This is a genomic window from Pseudomonas sp. MF7453 (genome assembly GCF_016405455.1).
Lineage (GTDB): Bacteria > Pseudomonadota > Gammaproteobacteria > Pseudomonadales > Pseudomonadaceae > Aquipseudomonas > Aquipseudomonas paralactis.
Map to the genome: position 1 here is coordinate 614826 of NZ_JAEKCN010000001.1, position 17161 is coordinate 631986.

Here is a 17161-nt window from a genome sequence, read left to right on the forward strand (position 1 = left end):
CTATCGCAGGCAAGCCAGCTCCCACAATTGGATCGCGTGCGTCAGCTAGATCAGCGTCGGTTGTCAGTCCGTCACGGGAGCAAGCTCCCTCGCCACAGGGTCAGCGCCGTACCGAAGTTGTGTAGACACCTATGGCTATCACAGGCAAGCCAGCTCCCACAGGTTGATCGTTGTTGTGTCGCAGGTTAGGCGCCAGGCAGCGCCAACTGCGGGTTGACGAAGTCAAACGCCGCCAGTTGAAAGCCCTGCTCATCCACCTGCAGCGCCCACCCTTGCTTGTCCCAGTCACCCAGCACAATGCGCTTGGCCGCCAGGTCGCCGATCTGCAACTTATGGATCGCCGGGCGGTGCGTATGGCCGTGGACCAGGGTGCGCACGCCGAACTGCTGCATCACCCGTGGCACTTCTTCAGGCGTGACATCAACAATGTCATTGGCCTTCATACGCACCTGCGCGCTGCTCTCACTGCGCAGCTTGCGCGCCAGTTTGTGGCGGGTGCCCAAGGGCAGGTGGCGCAGGATAAACAGCACAATGGGGTTACGCAGGATGCGCCGCAGCTTCATATAGCCAAGGTCGCGGGTGCAGAGGCTGTCGCCGTGCATCAACAGCACGGGTTCGCCATAAAACTGCACGACACTCGGGTCCTTGAGCAAGGTAGCGCCTGCCGCTTTACAGAACGCCTTGCCGATCAGGAAATCGCGGTTGCCATGCATGATGAAAATCGGGGTGCCGCTGTCGCTCAGCTCACGCAGAGCCTCGCAGATGGCACGCTGGAAGGGGGTCATGCCATCGTCGCCAATCCAGGCTTCGAAGAAGTCCCCCAGAATGTACAACGCCTGGGCACCACGGGCGCGGCCGTGGAGCAGATCCAGAAACGCCCGGGTGATGTCCGGGCGCTCCTCTTCCAGATGCAAGTCTGAAATCAGCAATATCACGCTTCGATGATCTCGGCTTTCTCGACGATCACGTCTTCGGCTGGAACGTCCTGGTGACCGGCCTTGGAGGTGGTCGATACGCCTTTGATCTTGTCGACAACGTCGGTGCCTTGGGTGACTTTACCGAACACGGCGTAGCCCCAACCCTGCACGTTCTTGCCGCTGTGGTTCAGGAAGGCGTTGTCGGCAACGTTGATGAAGAACTGCGCGGAGGCCGAATGCGGCTCCATGGTACGGGCCATGGCGACGGTGTACTTGTCGTTGGAAAGGCCGTTGTCCGCTTCGTTCTGGATGCTTGGACGCTTGTCTTTCTTCTCTTTCATGCCAGGCTCGAAACCGCCGCCCTGGATCATGAAGTTGCCGATGACACGGTGGAAAACGGTGTTTTCGTAGTGGCCGGCTTTCACGTATTCGATGAAGTTGGCGACGGTGATCGGCGCTTTCTCGGCGTTCAGCTCGATGACGATGTCACCGTGGTTGGTGGTCAGTTTGACTTGAGTCATGTTCACTACTCTTTTCAGGGAATTCGTGGGTGTGGGCGCCTGGGCACCTTACCTGTCTGGCTAAACGACGGCCAAGGCGCGCAGTTTAGCGTGCCTTGCGGGAATTTCGAGGTGGTTTTTTATCGCGCTTGTCATTAAAGCAGCAATTAAAGCCGCAGTTTTCAAGCGTGTGCTGTCAGTGTCTTGACTGCTTCGGCTATTATGAGCCCTTTGTTTTATCTGGCCCCACCTGGCCACGAACCTGTCTGTTCAAGGATCCTATGAGCAAGCCCACTGTCGAACCTACCTCGAATGCCAAGGCCGGACCTGCTGTCCCGGTCAATTTCCTGCGCCCGATCATCCAGGCGGACCTGGATTCGGGCAAGCATACGCAGATCGTCACCCGCTTCCCGCCAGAGCCCAACGGCTACCTGCACATCGGCCACGCCAAGTCGATCTGTGTGAACTTCGGCCTGGCCCAGGAGTTCGGTGGCGTCACGCACCTGCGTTTCGACGACACCAACCCGGCCAAGGAAGACCAGGAATACATCGACGCCATCGAAAGCGACATCAAGTGGCTGGGCTTCGAATGGTCCGGTGAAGTGCGCTATGCCTCCAAGTATTTCGACCAGTTGTTCGACTGGGCCGTCGAGCTGATCAAGGCCGGCAAGGCCTATGTGGACGACCTGACCCCGGAGCAGGCCAAGGAGTACCGTGGCACGCTGACCGAGCCGGGCAAGAACAGCCCGTTCCGCGACCGTTCGGTGGAAGAGAACCTGGACTGGTTCAACCGTATGCGCGCCGGCGAATTCCCGGACGGCGCCCGCGTGCTGCGCGCCAAGATCGACATGGCCTCGCCGAACATGAACCTGCGCGACCCGATCATGTACCGCATCCGCCATGCCCACCACCATCAGACCGGTGACAAGTGGTGCATCTACCCCAACTACGACTTCACCCACGGTCAGTCGGACGCCATCGAAGGCATCACCCACTCCATCTGCACCCTGGAGTTCGAAAGCCACCGCCCGCTGTACGAATGGTTCCTGGACAGCCTGCCGGTACCGGCGCACCCGCGTCAGTACGAGTTCAGCCGCCTGAACCTGAACTACACCATCACCAGCAAGCGCAAGCTCAAGCAACTGGTCGATGAAAAGCATGTACATGGCTGGGATGACCCGCGCATGTCCACGCTGTCGGGCTTCCGTCGCCGTGGCTACACCCCGGCCTCGATCCGTAACTTCTGCGACATGGTCGGCACCAACCGCTCCGACGGCGTGGTCGATTTCGGCATGCTCGAATTCAGCATCCGTCAGGACCTGGATGCCAATGCACCGCGCGCCATGTGCGTGCTGCGCCCGTTGAAAGTCGTGATTACCAACTACCCGGAAGGCCAGGTCGAGAACCTCGAACTGCCGCGTCACCCGCAGAAAGAAGAGCTGGGCGTGCGCAAATTGCCGTTCGCCCGGGAAATCTACATCGACCGTGACGACTTCATGGAAGAGCCGCCAAAAGGCTACAAGCGCCTGGAGCCGAACGGCGAAGTGCGCCTGCGCGGCAGCTACGTGATCCGTGCGGACGAAGCGATCAAGGACGCCGATGGCAACATCGTTGAGCTGCGTTGCTCGTACGATCCGGACACCCTGGGCAAGAACCCTGAAGGCCGCAAGGTCAAGGGTGTGGTCCACTGGGTGCCGGCCGCTGCCAGCATCGAGTGCGAAGTGCGCCTGTACGATCGCCTGTTCCGCTCGCCAAACCCTGAGAAGGCTGAAGACAGCGCGAGTTTCCTCGACAACATCAACCCTGATTCCCTGCAAGTGCTCACAGGTTGTCGTGCTGAGCCATCGCTTGGCGACGCACAGCCGGAAGACCGTTTCCAGTTCGAGCGCGAAGGCTACTTCTGCGCAGATATCAAGGACTCGAAACCAGGCGCTCCGGTATTCAACCGTACCGTGACCTTGCGAGATTCGTGGGGCCAGTGATTTAAGGGAAACATCGTGCTAACGATCTACAACACGCTCAGCAAGACCAAAGAAGTCTTCAAGCCGCTGGACGGCAACAAGGTGCGCATGTACGTGTGCGGCATGACCGTGTACGACTACTGCCACATCGGCCACGGCCGCAGCATGGTTGCCTTCGACCTGGTGACCCGCTGGTTGCGTTTCAGCGGCTATGACTTGACGTACGTGCGCAACATTACCGACATCGACGACAAGATCATCAACCGTGCCAACGAAAACGGCGAGTCGTTCGACGCGCTGACCGAGCGCATGATCGCCGCCATGCACGAGGACGAGGCACGCCTCAACATTCTCAAGCCGGACATGGAGCCGCGTGCCACGGACCACATCCCTGGCATGCACGCGATGATCCAGACCTTGATCGACAAGGGCTATGCCTACGCCCCAGGCAATGGCGACGTGTACTACCGCGTCGCCAAGTTCATGGGCTACGGCAAGCTGTCGCGCAAGAAGATCGAAGACCTGCGCATCGGCGCGCGTATCGAAGTCGACGAAGCCAAGCAAGACCCGCTCGACTTCGTACTGTGGAAAGGCACCAAGCCCGGCGAGCCAAGCTGGGAGTCGCCTTGGGGCCCTGGGCGTCCGGGCTGGCACATCGAATGCTCGGTGATGTCCACCTGCTGCCTGGGCGAGACCTTCGACATTCATGGCGGCGGCAGCGACCTTGAGTTCCCGCACCATGAAAACGAAATCGCCCAGAGCGAAGCCGCCACCGGCAAGACCTACGCCAACGCCTGGATGCACTGCGGCATGATCCGCATCAATGGCGAGAAGATGTCCAAGTCCTTGAACAACTTCTTCACCATCCGCGACGTGCTGGAAAAGTACCATCCGGAAGTGGTGCGTTACCTGCTGGTGTCCAGCCACTACCGCAGCGCCATCAACTACTCCGAAGACAACCTCAAGGACGCCAAGGGCGCCCTGGAGCGTTTCTACCACGCGTTGAAAGGCCTGCCTTGCGTGGCTCCGGCCGGCGGCGAGTCGTTCGTGGCGCGGTTTACCGAAGTCATGAACGACGACTTCGGCACGCCGGAAGCCTGCGCGGTGCTGTTCGAGATGGTGCGGGAGATCAACCGCTTGCGTGAGACTGATCTCGACGCGGCAGCGGGTCTGGCGGCGCGCCTGAAAGAACTGGCAAGCGTGCTGGGCGTGTTGCAGATGGAAGCCGATGACTTCCTGCAAGCGGGCGCTGAAGGGCGGGTGGATGCCGCTGAGGTAGATGCACTGATCCAGGCGCGTCTGGCTGCGCGTGCGGGCAAGGACTGGGCTGAATCCGACCGTATCCGCGACCAACTGACCGCGATGGGTGTGGTGTTGGAAGACGGCAAGGGTGGGACGACGTGGCGGTTGGCTGACTGACCGCTGAAAGCTGCACGCTGAATAAAAAACGCCCCGACTGGTTCGTAATGCCGTTCAGTTAAGGCTTTTTGTAGGAGCGAGCTTGCTCGCGAAAAACCTGAGAGCGCCGCGTTAAATCAGGAACGCTGCGTTATCGTTAACGTTTTTCGCGAGCAAGCTCGCTCCTACAGAGGGCGATATACGCTTAACTGAACGGCATTACGACTGGTTCGGGGCTTTTTTTACAAAAAATAACGCTGTCACTTAGCGTTTCCACCACCAGTTCAAGTCGCGTTTAACTGGGAGTGCGAGTGCATGCAGTATGAAGAACGCTAGTGCGATCCAGCCAATGATTGGATAGTTTTCAATGACTTCTGGATGAGTGCCGAAGCATAAGTATTTGTCAAATTGAGCGATTTCCATATGTGTCATCATAAAGAAAATATTGACTGCTAAGCTGATATAGATTTTGGTATATCCAAGTCCTTTGCCGGAGAAGATAACTCTAAGGCTGTATGCGAATAACAATCCCAGTGGCGAGAGTATTAGAAAAGCCATAATAATCATTTTTTAGACTCTTCATGTAGTTGCTTTAATGTGATTGCATCTATTGCGGCCTCCGCTGCCAGCGAAGTTGGTGTCATGGTTTTATAGGCTCGTATCCGGTCTGAATCCAAATACCTAAATAAACGCCAAGCGTCGGGTTTGTATATATGCCTTACAGTGCTGTAGATAGATAGGCTAATATCAACGGCGCCGTAGGCCATGTTTGCTTCCCGCTCTCCGTGACCGACGGCGGATGCAACTGATTGATATGCTGTACGAACCGGACCGACGGTATCAGATCTCCCTGTTACCAGGTTGTGTCCACCTTCATATAAATTATTAGCGCCATGTGCCATTAATGGCACTCCTGCGACGAGGCACAGGGTGCCCATCGATGCATAGCAAATTCCGGCACCCGTGGCTATTTGCAGCGCGCCCGCAACGGCTCCGATTCCATTTCTCCCAATCGCTAATGATTGATCCAGCAAACGACGCTGCTCTTTTTTAATCTCAATCAGCCCCTCTGCAATTGTCTTTTTTCCTTGCTCTACATCTCTGACAATACTACGAGCGTAGTGGCAACCTCTCGGTTGAATATCGAACGATTAACGCCATCCTGTAGATGCCGGGCACTTATTGCACATGCATGATTGGTCAGTTTTGCAGCGGCTTGGCTGACGACCCATAAGTCATAAAAATTCGGTGCTTGATTTTCTTTCTTTGATTTCATCGTCCGGTTTCCCATGAGCCATAGCCGCTGGTGCCCGCTAGATGATGTGTCCAGATGATTTCCCGATACCGAATCGACAGATGTTCCTGTGCATCTACATCGTTCAACAGGACGGAGTGGGGTACATCGACGGTCAGGCTGGCAATGATGCAGCCCCTGATATCGACGGTGTAGTATTTTTGGTGCTGGCCGAACTGCGAAATGCGATAAAAGTTGATCACGCAGTTCAGTTCTTCTCGGTTGGATAACGCTACCGCCAGCAAGGGCGAGGATTTATCAATGTTTTTTGTGATGACCACCGGGCCATGGGTGGAAGCTCTGACATTGCCCGTGTTGAGCATATTGTGGTTGAAGGACATCACCATGATTTCGTCTCGGTGCCCCTCCTGGCACTTGTTGCCGATGGAGTCTTGAGTTGAGCAACCAGCCGAGATCAGGCCTTGAGATTTTCCGTTAATGGACATGTAACCGTGGTTAGCCATGGACGTTGATATCCTGATGTATTCACCATAAACATACAAAAAAATGTAAATAGGAAATATCGGATGTTTCGCCTTTTATCGTGCGAGCGGGATGTAGGATTATTCATTTCTGTATGGGGTGAAAAACGCCCCGTTATGCCGGGGCGTTTTGCTGTGGTTGTGCGAGCGAAGGTAATGACGGCATTCGTCGCCTACTATTTTTCAATTCTCGCGCAATGCTCATTCAGTACTTCATTCGCCAGAAGCAGGATAGTTTCCACCATTCGGCAAATCCCTAGTGCCACGCTGCGTGGTGTGCCATCAATCTCAAAAACTAAATGACTGGCCAATGCCTGAACCGACGCAAGATCCTCCGAAGCGTTGACCAGCAGCGTCTCGACGTCTAATCCTTCACGTACGGTAGACAAACCATGATCCTCAGCAGATGGCTCTGGTTTTTCAGACCGGATTTGAATCTTTCAGAACCACCATTTGATTTCCCATCGAACTGGTAGTGCGGCCGCATGAATGGGGATGCAGAAAAAAGCGATCCAGCCAATAAAGGGATGGTTTAATATGATTTCTGGTTTATGTCCAATCAATAAAAAGTTATCCCTTTCGATCATGTTTAAATAGGTAGTTGCAAAGAAGCCATTGAATATTAAGCAGAGAAAAAATTTTACTAAGAAATGATTTCCTCCAGAGAACCGAATTTTTAGCGTGTAGGCACAGAGAATCCCCCATGTGGCGAATAAAGGAAAGGTCCATACAAACCACGTTGTCATTTTTTGGTCTCTTCATGCATTTGTTTAATTGTTTGAAAATCGGTGAGTGACTCCACGCCCAATGTGGTCGGCGTCATCGCTCGGTATGAGCGTGTGTAGTCAACTGGTATGTATCTAAATAACCGCCAGGCATCAGGTGTTAATACTTTTCTGGTGAGGCTGTAAACCGAAAGTGCGATGTCAACTGAGCCGTAGGCCATATTCGCTTCTCGCTCTCCATAGCCGACGGCAGATGACATCGCATGATAGCCTTCGCGAACTGGACCGATTGTGTCGGATTGCCCGGTCATCAAGTTGCGGCCACCTTCGTAAATATTATTTGCGCCATGCGCCATCAATGGCACACCCGTAATGAGGCAAAGGGTGCCCGCCGACGCATAGCAAATTCCGGCACCCGTGGCTATTTGCAGCGCGCCCGCAACGGCTCCGACTCCATTTCTCCCAATCGCTATTGATTGATCCAGCAAACTACGCTGTTCTTTTTTAATCTCAACCAGCCCCTCTGCAACTGTCTTTTTTCCTTGCTCTACATCTCTGACAATACTACGAGCGTAGTAGGCAACCTCTCGGTTGAATATCGAACGATTAACGCCATCCTGTAGATGCCGGGCACTTATTGCACATGCATGATTGGTCAGTTTTGCAGCGGCTTGGCTGACGACCCATAAGTCATAAAAATTCGGTGCTTGATTTTCTTTCTTTGATTTCATCGTCCGGTTTCCCATGAGCCATAGCCGCTGGTGCCCGCTAGATGATGTGTCCAGATGATTTCCCGATACCGAATCGACAGATGTTCCTGTGCGTCTACATCGTTCAGCAGGACGGAGTGGGGTACATCGACGGTCAGGCTGGCAATGATGCAGCCCCTGATATCGACGGTGTAGTATTTTTGGTGCTGGCCGAACTGTGAAATGCGATAAAAGTTGATCACGCAGTTCAGTTCTTCTCGGTTGAATAACGCTACCGCCAGCAAGGGCGAGGATTTATCAATGCTTTTTGTGATAACCACCGGGCCGTGCGTGGAGGCTCTGATGTTGCCGGTGTTGAGCATATTGTGGTTGAAGGACATCACCATGATTTCGTCTCGGTGCCCCTCCTGGCACTTGTTGCCGATGGAGTCTTGAGTTGAGCAACCAGCCGAGATCAGGCCTTGAGATTTTCCGTTAATGGACATGTAACCGTGGTTAGCCATGGACGTAGATCCTGATGTATTCGCCATAAACATATAAAAAAATGTAAATAGGAAATATCGGATGTTTCGCCTTTTATCGTGCGAGCGGGATGTAGGATTATTCGTTTCTGTATGGGATAAAAAACGCCCCGGTATGTCGGGGCGTTTTGCAGTGTTGGTACGTATGAATAGAGCGATGGTAATTGCCTGCTACCTTCCAGCTTTTCCGCAATGTGCATTAAGCGCTTCACTCACCAGAAGCTGAATAGCTTCCACCATTCGGCAGATCCCTAGAGCCACGCTGCGCGCGGTTCCATCAATCTCAAAAGCTAAATGACTTGCCAGTGCTTGAACGGATGCGAGGCCCTCCGAAGCATTGACCAGTAATGTCTCGGCATCCAATCCTTTACGTACAGCAAAAAGACCTTAGCCGTCATCCGATGACGCAGGCGTTGAAGATGGATTCAAATGATGGTTAATCGCTTGATCAGCACAAGCGTGAAGCGAAGATGAATCCAGCGGCGGATTCTGACTGTCTTTAATCATGGCGAAGCTCCCAGAGTATTGGAGTCACTACCCATCGCTGCGAAACGATATTGGGGTGGCGGCTGTACGCAGGTTCGCAGACCGGGACTCTAGGCACCCGGCATACCCGAAGGTATCCCGCGCACAGCCGCCATAACATCAGGCATAAAAAAGCGCCCGCTATCTTGAGGTGGACGCTGTGCGTCTAGAGTTTAACCGGGCTGCGAAACCCGGTCGCCGAGATGATGCTGAGTTTGCGCAATGGGCGGCGCGTATCCGATCTTTTGCTTAGCGCCAGACCAAATTTTTAATGCGTTCGTTTGATGAGTCAGCGGCGGCTGCTGACTTCGGCGGGTACATCGTCACCGGCCATGCGCTTGCGGAACAACGCCGTGCGCGCCAGCAGCAGGGTGGTCACCGGTACGGTGATCGACAGCAGAATCGGGATCAGCCACCCGTGCAATACCGGCCCGGACTTGAGCACCGAAAAATAGATAATCGACGCCAGTGCCACGCACCATGCGCCCAACGTCGAGGCGAGTGCCGGCGGGTGCATGCGTTGGAAAAACTCTTTCATCCGCAGCAAGCCTATCGCGCCAATCAAGGCAAACAGGCTGCTGAGTACCAACAACGCCGCCACTATTACTTCAACCCATAACGGCATCATTCAATCACCTCCCCGCGCAGCAGGAATTTGGCCAGGGCAAACGAGCCGACGAAGCCGAACAGTGCAATCAGCAGCGCCGCTTCAAAATAGGTATCACTGGCATAGCGAATGCCCAGTACCAGCATCATCAGCATCGCCAGGATGTACAGGTAGTCCAGCGCCAGAACTCGGTCCTGGGCGGAGGGGCCTTTGAACAGGCGGATCAGGGTCAGCACCATCGCCAGCGAAAACAGGAACAGGCTGAACAGGATCGCATTGGAGAGCAGGGCGCTCATTCGAAGATCTCCATCAGGGGCCGCTCGTAGGTGGCTTTGAAGTGCTGGATAAACAGCGCTTCATCGTCGAGGTCGAACACGTGCAGCAGCAAGATACTGCGGTCCAGCGCCAGTTCCGACCAGATGGTGCCGGGGATCACGGTGGTGATCATCGACAGCGCGGCGAGGCCGTTAGGGCTGTGCAGGTCCAGGGGGATCTTGATAAAGCGCGAGCGCGGCGGGCGTGAGCCGCAGGTCAGTACGCCCCAGGCCACTTGCAGGTTGGAAACGATCACATCGCGGCCCACCAACAGGAACAGGCGCAGGATCACGCCAGGGCGGCGCAGGCTGATCGGCTGCGGGCGCAAAGGCGCCATCAGCAAAGGCGCAAGAAAGCCCAGCAGCGCGCCCAGCAGCAGGTTGCCGGGGCTGATCGACAGGTTGAGCAGCAGCCACAACACCCACAGCGCCAGCGACAACCAGGGGGCAGGAAACAGACGCTTCATGGTTGCACCTCCAGCGCGGCGGCCTTGGCTTCAGGGCTCGGCACGGGCCGTGTGGCCATCACCGCCATCACATAGCTTTCCGGGTTGTTCAGGCTTTTGGCGGTGGCCAGGGTGTAGCGCATCAGGGGTTCGGCTTTGAACGTCAAGGCGATGCTCAAGCCCAGCAGCACGAAGATCGGCACGCATTCGTAGCGTCGCAGCAGCGGTGATGGACGTTCTTCCGGGGTCCAGAAGCGCTGGATGCCGAGCCGGGCAAAGGCGATCAACGAGGCCAGGCCCGACAGAATCAGCAGAGCCACCAGACCCCAGGCCGCCGGACGGATGGGGGTGTCCACCGCGTTGCCAAGGCCCAACGGGTTGATCAGTGCACTCAGCAAACTGAGCTTGCCGATAAACCCGGACAGCGGCGGCATCCCGATGATCAGCAACGCACAGGCCACAAAGCTCAGGCCGAGAAACGCCATGGTCCAGGGGATCACCTGGCCGACCACGGCTTTTTGTTCGTCGTCGAGGTTGACGCCGGGGCGCGGATGCAGAGATTCCATGGCCTTGGGCAGCGCATCGATCTCTTCATCCAGCGGCAGGTCATTGGCCGAGCGCGAGCGTTCGATCAATTCAGCCAGCAGGAACAGTGCACTCAGTGCCAGGGTGGAGCTGACCAGATAGAAGAGCGCCCCAGCGGTCAGGCTCGGCTGGGCAAAGCCCACCGCCGACAACAGAATCCCCGCCGAAACCAGAATACTCAGGCTCGCCATGCGTTCCAGGCGTTGCGCCGCTATCATTGCCAACGCCGCGCAGACGATGGTTGCCATGCCGCCATACACCAGCCAGTCGCCGCCAAACAGCGCCGAAGCGCCGGCCTGGCCGGAAAACAGCAGGGTCCACAGGCGCAGCACGGTGTACACGCCCACCTTGGTCATGATCGCAAACATCGCTGCCACCGGCGCGCTGGCCGAGGAGTAGGCAGGGGCCAGCCAAAAGTTCAGCGGCCACATGCCGGCCTTGGCCAGAAACGCCGTGGCCAGGATTGCTGCGCCAGCGTGCAGCAGGCCGCGATCGGCCTCCGGCACCAGCGGGATTTTCAGCGCCAGGTCAGCGAAATTCAGCGTGCCGGTGACGCCGTAGATCATCGCCGCACCAATCAGGAACAGCGACGACGCCAGCAGGTTGATCGCAATGTAATGCAGCCCCGACGACACTCGTGCACGGCCGGAACCGTGCAGCATCAAACCGTAAGAGGCGGCCAGCAGCACCTCGAAGAACACGAACAGGTTGAACAAGTCGGCGGTGAGGAATGCGCCATACAAACCCATCAGCTGGATCTGGAACAGTGCATGGAAGCTGGTGCCAGCACGGTCCCAGCGGGCCATGGCGAACAGCAATGCGCTCACGCCGATAATCCCGGTGAGCACCAGCATCAGCGCCGAGAGCTGGTCCACCACCAGCACGATGCCGAACGGCACTTGCCAGTTACCCGGCAGGTACACACCGATGGAGCCGGGCCCGCCTTGTTGTGTCCAGTACAGCAACAGGATGGCCACGCCCAGGCCGATCATGCTGGAGACCAGGTTGATTTTGGCCTTCAGCGGCCGGCGTTTCTCGCCGAGCATCAGCATCAGCGCCGCCGTAAACAACGGCAGCAGAATCGGCGCAACGATCAGTTGATTGACCCAGTTCATTCCTTCGGCTCCCGGCCATCCACATGGTCGGTGCCGGTCAGGCCCCGGGATGCCAGCAGCACTACCAGAAACAAGGCGGTCATGGCGAAGCTGATCACGATGGCCGTAAGCACCAGGGCCTGGGGCAGGGGGTCGGTGTAGTTCAGCAGGTCTTGCGGCACGCCGTCCTTGATGATCGGCTCCTTGCCGATAAACAGGCTGCCCATGCTGAAAATGAACAGATTGACCCCGTACGACAACAGGCACAGGCCCATCACCACCTGGAATGTCCGTGGCCGCAACACCAGCCAGACGCCGGAGGCCGCCAGGACCCCAATGGCGATTGCAATGACTTCTTCCATCAGGCGGCTCCTTCGGTTGCGGCAACGACTTTGGGCTGGTTGCTCGGTTTATGCGCTCGCACGGACTGGTGACCCAGCGCGGTCAGCATCAGCAGCGTGGAGCCCACGACCATGGCGTATACGCCAATGTCGAAGAACAGCGCACTGGCGATATGGATATCGCCCAGCAGCGGCACGTCGATATGCCAGGTATGGGTGGTCAGGAACGGGTACCCGGCAAACAGCGCGCCAAGGCCGGTCAGGGTCGCCGACAGCAGGCCGAAGCCCATCCAGCGCATCGGCCGCAGGCTCATCTGTGCCTCGACCCATTGGGTGCCGGCCACCATGTATTGCAGGATAAACGCCACCGACATCACCAGCCCGGCGACAAACCCGCCGCCCGGTTGGTTGTGCCCGCGCAGGAACAGGTAGAACGACACCACCAGCGCAATCGGCAGCAGCAGGCGCACCAGCACCGCGGGCACCATCATAAAGCCCAGAGCGGTGTCACTGGCCTGACGTGGGTTGACCAAGTCGGTGGCCACGTCCGGTGCCAATTGGCGCTGTTGCGCCGGCAACTGCATGCTTTCCTTCGACGGGCGGAAGCGTCGCAGCAAGGCATATACGGTCAGAGCCACGGCGCCCAGTACGGTGATTTCGCCCAGAGTGTCGAAGCCCCGGAAGTCCACGAGCATCACGTTCACCACATTACTGCCGCCGCCTTCGGGTAGCGCGCGGCTCAGGTAGAACGAGGAGATATCGTTGGGTGTCTGGCGGGTCAGCATCGCATAGGACAACAGCGCCATGCCGCCGCCCACTACGGTGGACAGCAGCAAGTCACGCACCCGGCGAATTCGCGCCTTGCGCAAGGTGTTGGGCAAGGGCCACACCTCCTCGATACGCCGTGGCAGCCAGCGCAGGCCGAGCAGGATCAGCACCGTGGTCACCACTTCCACCACCAATTGGGTCAGAGCCAGGTCCGGTGCCGAGAACCACACAAAGGTGACGCACGTCATCAGGCCGCACACGCTGACCATGGTCAGTGCCGCCAGCCGGTGATATTTGGCTTGCCAGGCGGCGCCCAGCGCGCAGGCGATCGCCAGCAACCACAGGGTGACGAACACGATGGAGCCCGGGATCTTCGGCCGGTCGCCCCATGTGAGGCCGCTGTTGAACATGGGGATCATGGCCCCGATCACCGCGACGATCACCAGCAGGAACAATTGGGTTTGCAGGCGCTTGGTGCTGATGCGTTTTTCGATTTCGCGCACACCGCGCATCATCACCACCAGGCAGCGTTCGAAGCCGCGCTTGCCGTTGAAATAGCCTATCAGCGGCGGGTATTCGAAGCGGCCACGCTTGAGTTGCTTGCCCAGCATCAAATACAGCACCACGCCACCGGTCATTGCCACCAGGCTCATGATCATCGGCGCGTTCCAACCGTGCCAGATCGCCAGGCTGTATTCGGGCAGTACGCCGCCGACCACGGGCAACGCGGCCGCGGCAAGGATCGATCCAACCACCTGGGCCGGGAAAATCCCCACCAGCAGGCAGGTGAACACCAGCAGCTCGACCGGCGCTCGCATCCAGCGCGGGGGCTCGTGAGGCGTGTGCGGCAAGTCGGTAGCCGGTGGGCCGAAGAACACATCCACCGTAAAGCGCAGGGCATAGGCCACGCTGAAGGTGCCGGCGATGGTCGCAATCACCGGCAGGGCGATTTCCACCCATTGGGTCGACGAAATAAATACGGTTTCGGCAAAGAACATCTCTTTGGACAGGAAGCCATTGAGCAGCGGCACGCCAGCCATGGAGGCACTGGCTACCATGGCCAGGGTCGCGGTAAACGGGATCAGGCGCACCAGGCCACTGAGCTTGCGGATATCCCGCGTGCCGCTTTCGTGGTCGATGATGCCCGCCGCCATGAACAGCGAGGCCTTGAAGGTGGCGTGGTTAAGGATATGGAACACTGCGGCGACCGCCGCCAGCGGGCTGTTGAGACCCAGCAGCAGGGTGATCAGCCCGAGGTGGCTGATCGTGGAGTAGGCCAGCAGGCCCTTGAGATCGTTTTGGAACATGGCGCAGTAAGCGCCGAGGAGGAGAGTGAGGGCGCCGGCACCGCCGACGATCCAGAACCATTCTTCGCTGCCGGACAGCGACGGCCACAGGCGGGCCAGCAGGAACACGCCGGCCTTCACCATCGTCGCCGAGTGCAGGTAGGCCGAAACCGGCGTCGGCGCCGCCATGGCGTGGGGCAGCCAGAAATGGAAGGGGAACTGCGCGCTTTTGCTCAAGGCGCCGATCAGCACCAGGGCCAGCATGACCGGGTACAGCGAATGCGCGCGAATCTGGTCGCCCGCCGCCAGCACCTGGTCCAGGTCATAGCTGCCGACGATATGCCCCAGCAGCATTACACCCGCCAACAGGCACAAGCCACCTGCGCCGGTGACCATCAGCGCCATGTACGCACCCCGCCGCGCATCGGCGCGGTGGTGCCAATAGCCGATCAGCAGGAATGAGAACAGGCTGGTCAGTTCCCAGAAAAACACGATCTGGATCAGGTTGCCGGAGATCACCAGGCCCAGCATGGCGCCCATGAATGCGAGGAAGAACGCAAAGAAGCGCGGCACCGGATCGTCCGGTGACATGTAGTAGCGCGCATACAGCGACACCAGCGTGCCGATGCCGAGCACCAACATTGAGAACAGCCAGGCAAACCCGTCCATGCGCAGCACGAAGTTCAGCCCAAGGCTGGGCAACCACATGAATTCTTCGCGTATCACGCCGCCATGGGCGATCTGGGGGTAGAGCAGTGCGACTTGAATGGTGCCGACCAATGCCACAAGGCCGGCCAGCAGGGATTCGGTATTACGTGCGTTGTGCGGCAGCAAGGCCGCCAGACAGCTGCCAATGAATGGCAGAAGCAGTAGAACTATCAGGGACATAGGCTTCTAATCTGCGGGAGTTTGGGATGCATCATACGTGCCGCTTTGACGATCACCAAACGCCAAGATGTGGCAGGATCCTACAAGGTAGGCCGAAACCTCTCGTTTGGCACTGGTTCAAAACCCTTGAATTGAAACGCCGACCCCTGTGGGAGCCGGGCTTGCCCGCGATGACGATAGAGCAGGCGCCACAGCATTTGCAGATTATCCCTGACGCTCCTGTTCCAAGGCATCTGCGAGTTCAACTGCCTTCTGCCCCTTCGTCTTCATCTCACTCACAATCACCGCCACCACAATCAACACCGCCCCAACCATCGCAACCGGCGGGAACCGCTCCCCGGCAATCCGCCCAACTACGCCTGCCCACACCGGCTCACCGGCATAGATCAAGGTAGCCCGGGTGGGCGACACACTCTGCTGCGCCCAGTTCATCGCGACCTGGATCACTGCGCTGGTCAAGCCCAGGCCCACCGCGCTGAACAGCAGCAACCACGAGAAGCCCGGCAACGCCTCACCCATCGGCACCACCATCAGGAACGACAACAAGGATGCCGTCGCCAGTTGCACCACGGTCACGCGGCGCACATCCACCTGCCCGGCGAAGGCGCTGATCAAAATGATCTCGGCGGCAATGGCCACGGCACCGATCAGCGTGGCGATTTCTCCAGGGCTGAAATTCAATGAAGCACCCGCCGGGCCGGTCAACAGCATCAACCCGGCAAATGCCAGCATGATGCCGATGCTGGGCATCAACCCCGGGCGTCGGCCCAGCACCATCCACTGCAATAAAGGTACGAACGGCACATAGAGCGCAGTAATGAACGCCGACTGGCTGCTCAGGATGGTCTGCAAGCCAATCGTCTGCAAACCGTAGCCAAACATGATCGCGACGCCGATAAACATACCGGCCTTCAACTCGAACAGTGTCAGGTCGCGCAAGGTGCGCAGGGAAAAGAAGCCCACCACGATCGCGGCGGCGGCAAACCGCAAGCCCACAAAGAACATCGGCCCGCTGACGGTCATGGCATGTTGCACCAGCAAGAAGGTGCCGCCCCAGATCATGGTGATCAACCCCAGGATGCACTCGGCTTTGCTGAAGCGGTTGAAACGCGAAGGGGAGGTCGGGGCGGTCATGGCGGCTCGGTCTTGCAAGGGAAAGGCACGGACCGCACAATGCGCCGCACGCTGGGCAGTATACTGCGCACACCCACCTATTGAGCAATATAGTGCACAAAGAAAATCCGCAACGGGCCTCGGTCCTGCAGCACGTCAGCCAGAACGTCCGTCGCCTGCGCCATGCCGCCGACCTGAGCCAGACCGCGCTCTCGGAAAAATCCGGTGTCAGCCGGCGCATGTTGGTGGCGATAGAAGCAGGGGAGAAGAACGTCAGCCTGTCGACCCTCGACCGTGTCGCCGAAGCGTTGGACGTGGCGTTCAGTGATCTGATTCAGGCGCCGGATGTGCGCGACCACAGCCGTATCAATGAGCTGGCCTGGGCGGGCGAGATTGTCGGCAGCAAGGCGGTGTTGCTGGCCAAGGCTACGGCACGGCGTGAGGTCGAATTATGGGAGTGGCGGCTTGAGCCCGGTGACCGTTATTGCCCGGACCCTGACTTGGAAGGGTGGAGCGAACAACTGTTTGTGTTCGAGGGCAGCCTGACGCTCGTGATAGGTGATCAGGAAAATGTCATCGAAGCTGGAGAGTTCTTTATGTTCGCCAGCCACCAGCCCCATGCTTATCGCAATGATGGGAACGCGGCGGTGCGGTTTGTTCGAAATGTGGTGATTTGAACAACAGTC

17 protein-coding genes and 2 pseudogenes are annotated in these 17161 nt (G+C 57.8%); 3 read left to right on the top strand and 16 right to left on the bottom strand.

The features are described from left to right. Positions 1 to 185: 185 nt before the first annotated feature. Entirely contained in the window at positions 186 to 935 is a 750-nt protein-coding gene (gene lpxH / locus JFT63_RS02905; protein WP_198843422.1) for a UDP-2,3-diacylglucosamine diphosphatase, read from the bottom strand. After that, positions 932 to 1438: a peptidylprolyl isomerase gene (locus JFT63_RS02910; protein ID WP_014718940.1), complete on the bottom strand. Its 507-nt coding sequence runs from the start codon at positions 1436 to 1438 to the stop codon at positions 932 to 934. Before JFT63_RS02910 ends, lpxH begins: the two co-directional genes overlap by 4 nt. Before the next feature lie 260 nt (positions 1439 to 1698). On the opposite strand from JFT63_RS02910, the gene JFT63_RS02915 reads away from it, so the two are divergent. Both JFT63_RS02915 and cysS read left to right on the top strand, forming a co-directional pair. Continuing rightward, the gene (locus tag JFT63_RS02915; protein ID WP_057700480.1) at positions 1699 to 3399 is read left to right on the top strand and encodes a glutamine--tRNA ligase/YqeY domain fusion protein; all 1701 of its coding nucleotides are present in this window, start codon (positions 1699 to 1701) and stop codon (positions 3397 to 3399) included. Positions 3400 to 3414: 15 nt separating this feature from the next. After that, entirely contained in the window at positions 3415 to 4797 is a 1383-nt protein-coding gene (gene cysS, locus JFT63_RS02920; protein WP_198843423.1) for a cysteine--tRNA ligase, read from the top strand. A gap of 243 nt (positions 4798 to 5040) precedes the next feature. Here the strand turns inward: cysS and JFT63_RS02925 are convergent, their stop codons facing one another. From JFT63_RS02925 to JFT63_RS02985, 14 genes and pseudogenes are all read right to left on the bottom strand, one after another. Beyond that, on the bottom strand, positions 5041 to 5343 hold the full coding sequence (locus JFT63_RS02925; RefSeq protein ID WP_198706714.1) for a hypothetical protein: 303 nt from the start codon (positions 5341 to 5343) through the stop codon (positions 5041 to 5043). Continuing rightward, positions 5340 to 6052, bottom strand: a pseudogene (locus JFT63_RS02930) (DUF4225 domain-containing protein). Before JFT63_RS02930 ends, JFT63_RS02925 begins: the two are co-directional and overlap by 4 nt. Continuing rightward, complete coding sequence (locus JFT63_RS02935; RefSeq protein WP_198843424.1) at positions 6049 to 6534, bottom strand: Hcp family type VI secretion system effector; 486 nt, start codon at positions 6532 to 6534, stop codon at positions 6049 to 6051. Before JFT63_RS02935 ends, JFT63_RS02930 begins: the two are co-directional and overlap by 4 nt. A gap of 194 nt (positions 6535 to 6728) precedes the next feature. Beyond that, positions 6729 to 6941: a DUF6124 family protein gene (locus tag JFT63_RS02940; protein WP_233102194.1), complete on the bottom strand. Its 213-nt coding sequence runs from the start codon at positions 6939 to 6941 to the stop codon at positions 6729 to 6731. Between the two features lie 353 nt (positions 6942 to 7294). After that, positions 7295 to 8008, bottom strand: a complete 714-nt coding sequence (locus JFT63_RS02945; RefSeq protein ID WP_198843425.1) for a DUF4225 domain-containing protein — start codon at positions 8006 to 8008, stop codon at positions 7295 to 7297. Further along, complete coding sequence (locus JFT63_RS02950) at positions 8005 to 8490, bottom strand: Hcp family type VI secretion system effector (RefSeq protein ID WP_057700477.1); 486 nt, start codon at positions 8488 to 8490, stop codon at positions 8005 to 8007. Before JFT63_RS02950 ends, JFT63_RS02945 begins: the two co-directional genes overlap by 4 nt. A gap of 189 nt (positions 8491 to 8679) precedes the next feature. Beyond that, positions 8680 to 8880, bottom strand: a pseudogene (locus JFT63_RS30005) (DUF6124 family protein); the annotation flags it as partial. Between the two features lie 442 nt (positions 8881 to 9322). Further along, positions 9323 to 9661 (bottom strand): Na+/H+ antiporter subunit G, encoded by a 339-nt coding sequence (locus JFT63_RS02955; protein ID WP_057700476.1) that lies wholly within the window; start codon positions 9659 to 9661, stop codon positions 9323 to 9325. Further along, positions 9658 to 9936, bottom strand: a complete 279-nt coding sequence (locus tag JFT63_RS02960) for a K+/H+ antiporter subunit F (protein WP_005789171.1) — start codon at positions 9934 to 9936, stop codon at positions 9658 to 9660. Before JFT63_RS02960 ends, JFT63_RS02955 begins: the two co-directional genes overlap by 4 nt. Then, positions 9933 to 10421, bottom strand: a complete 489-nt coding sequence (locus JFT63_RS02965) for a Na+/H+ antiporter subunit E (RefSeq protein WP_057700475.1) — start codon at positions 10419 to 10421, stop codon at positions 9933 to 9935. Before JFT63_RS02965 ends, JFT63_RS02960 begins: the two co-directional genes overlap by 4 nt. Continuing rightward, on the bottom strand, positions 10418 to 12100 hold the full coding sequence (locus JFT63_RS02970; RefSeq protein WP_057700474.1) for a monovalent cation/H+ antiporter subunit D: 1683 nt from the start codon (positions 12098 to 12100) through the stop codon (positions 10418 to 10420). Before JFT63_RS02970 ends, JFT63_RS02965 begins: the two co-directional genes overlap by 4 nt. After that, entirely contained in the window at positions 12097 to 12441 is a 345-nt protein-coding gene (locus tag JFT63_RS02975; RefSeq protein ID WP_005789164.1) for a Na+/H+ antiporter subunit C, read from the bottom strand. Before JFT63_RS02975 ends, JFT63_RS02970 begins: the two co-directional genes overlap by 4 nt. Further along, positions 12441 to 15362: a monovalent cation/H+ antiporter subunit A gene (locus JFT63_RS02980; protein WP_198843426.1), complete on the bottom strand. Its 2922-nt coding sequence runs from the start codon at positions 15360 to 15362 to the stop codon at positions 12441 to 12443. Before JFT63_RS02980 ends, JFT63_RS02975 begins: the two co-directional genes overlap by 1 nt. A 204-nt stretch (positions 15363 to 15566) precedes the next feature. Then, positions 15567 to 16496: a DMT family transporter gene (locus tag JFT63_RS02985; protein WP_198843427.1), complete on the bottom strand. Its 930-nt coding sequence runs from the start codon at positions 16494 to 16496 to the stop codon at positions 15567 to 15569. Positions 16497 to 16588: 92 nt separating this feature from the next. Here JFT63_RS02985 and JFT63_RS02990 point away from each other — a divergent pair, with 92 nt between their 5' ends. Continuing rightward, complete coding sequence (locus JFT63_RS02990) at positions 16589 to 17152, top strand: helix-turn-helix domain-containing protein (RefSeq protein ID WP_032880600.1); 564 nt, start codon at positions 16589 to 16591, stop codon at positions 17150 to 17152. The last annotated feature ends 9 nt before the right edge of the window (positions 17153 to 17161 follow it).

Excerpts from the sequence above, each read along its gene's own strand:
- JFT63_RS02910 (WP_014718940.1), bottom strand. The coding sequence starts at position 1,438 with ATGACTCAAGTCAAACTGACCACCAACCACGGTGACATCGTCATCGAG.
- JFT63_RS02915 (WP_057700480.1), top strand. The coding sequence starts at position 1,699 with ATGAGCAAGCCCACTGTCGAACCTACCTCGAATGCCAAGGCCGGACCT.
- JFT63_RS02925 (WP_198706714.1), bottom strand. The coding sequence starts at position 5,343 with ATGATTATTATGGCTTTTCTAATACTCTCGCCACTGGGATTGTTATTC.
- JFT63_RS02935 (WP_198843424.1), bottom strand. The coding sequence starts at position 6,534 with ATGGCTAACCACGGTTACATGTCCATTAACGGAAAATCTCAAGGCCTG.
- JFT63_RS02945 (WP_198843425.1), bottom strand. The coding sequence starts at position 8,008 with ATGAAATCAAAGAAAGAAAATCAAGCACCGAATTTTTATGACTTATGG.
- JFT63_RS02950 (WP_057700477.1), bottom strand. The coding sequence starts at position 8,490 with ATGGCTAACCACGGTTACATGTCCATTAACGGAAAATCTCAAGGCCTG.
- JFT63_RS02955 (WP_057700476.1), bottom strand. The coding sequence starts at position 9,661 with ATGATGCCGTTATGGGTTGAAGTAATAGTGGCGGCGTTGTTGGTACTC.
- JFT63_RS02960 (WP_005789171.1), bottom strand. The coding sequence starts at position 9,936 with ATGAGCGCCCTGCTCTCCAATGCGATCCTGTTCAGCCTGTTCCTGTTT.
- JFT63_RS02965 (WP_057700475.1), bottom strand. The coding sequence starts at position 10,421 with ATGAAGCGTCTGTTTCCTGCCCCCTGGTTGTCGCTGGCGCTGTGGGTG.
- JFT63_RS02970 (WP_057700474.1), bottom strand. The coding sequence starts at position 12,100 with ATGAACTGGGTCAATCAACTGATCGTTGCGCCGATTCTGCTGCCGTTG.
- JFT63_RS02975 (WP_005789164.1), bottom strand. The coding sequence starts at position 12,441 with ATGGAAGAAGTCATTGCAATCGCCATTGGGGTCCTGGCGGCCTCCGGC.
- JFT63_RS02980 (WP_198843426.1), bottom strand. The coding sequence starts at position 15,362 with ATGTCCCTGATAGTTCTACTGCTTCTGCCATTCATTGGCAGCTGTCTG.
- JFT63_RS02985 (WP_198843427.1), bottom strand. The coding sequence starts at position 16,496 with ATGACCGCCCCGACCTCCCCTTCGCGTTTCAACCGCTTCAGCAAAGCC.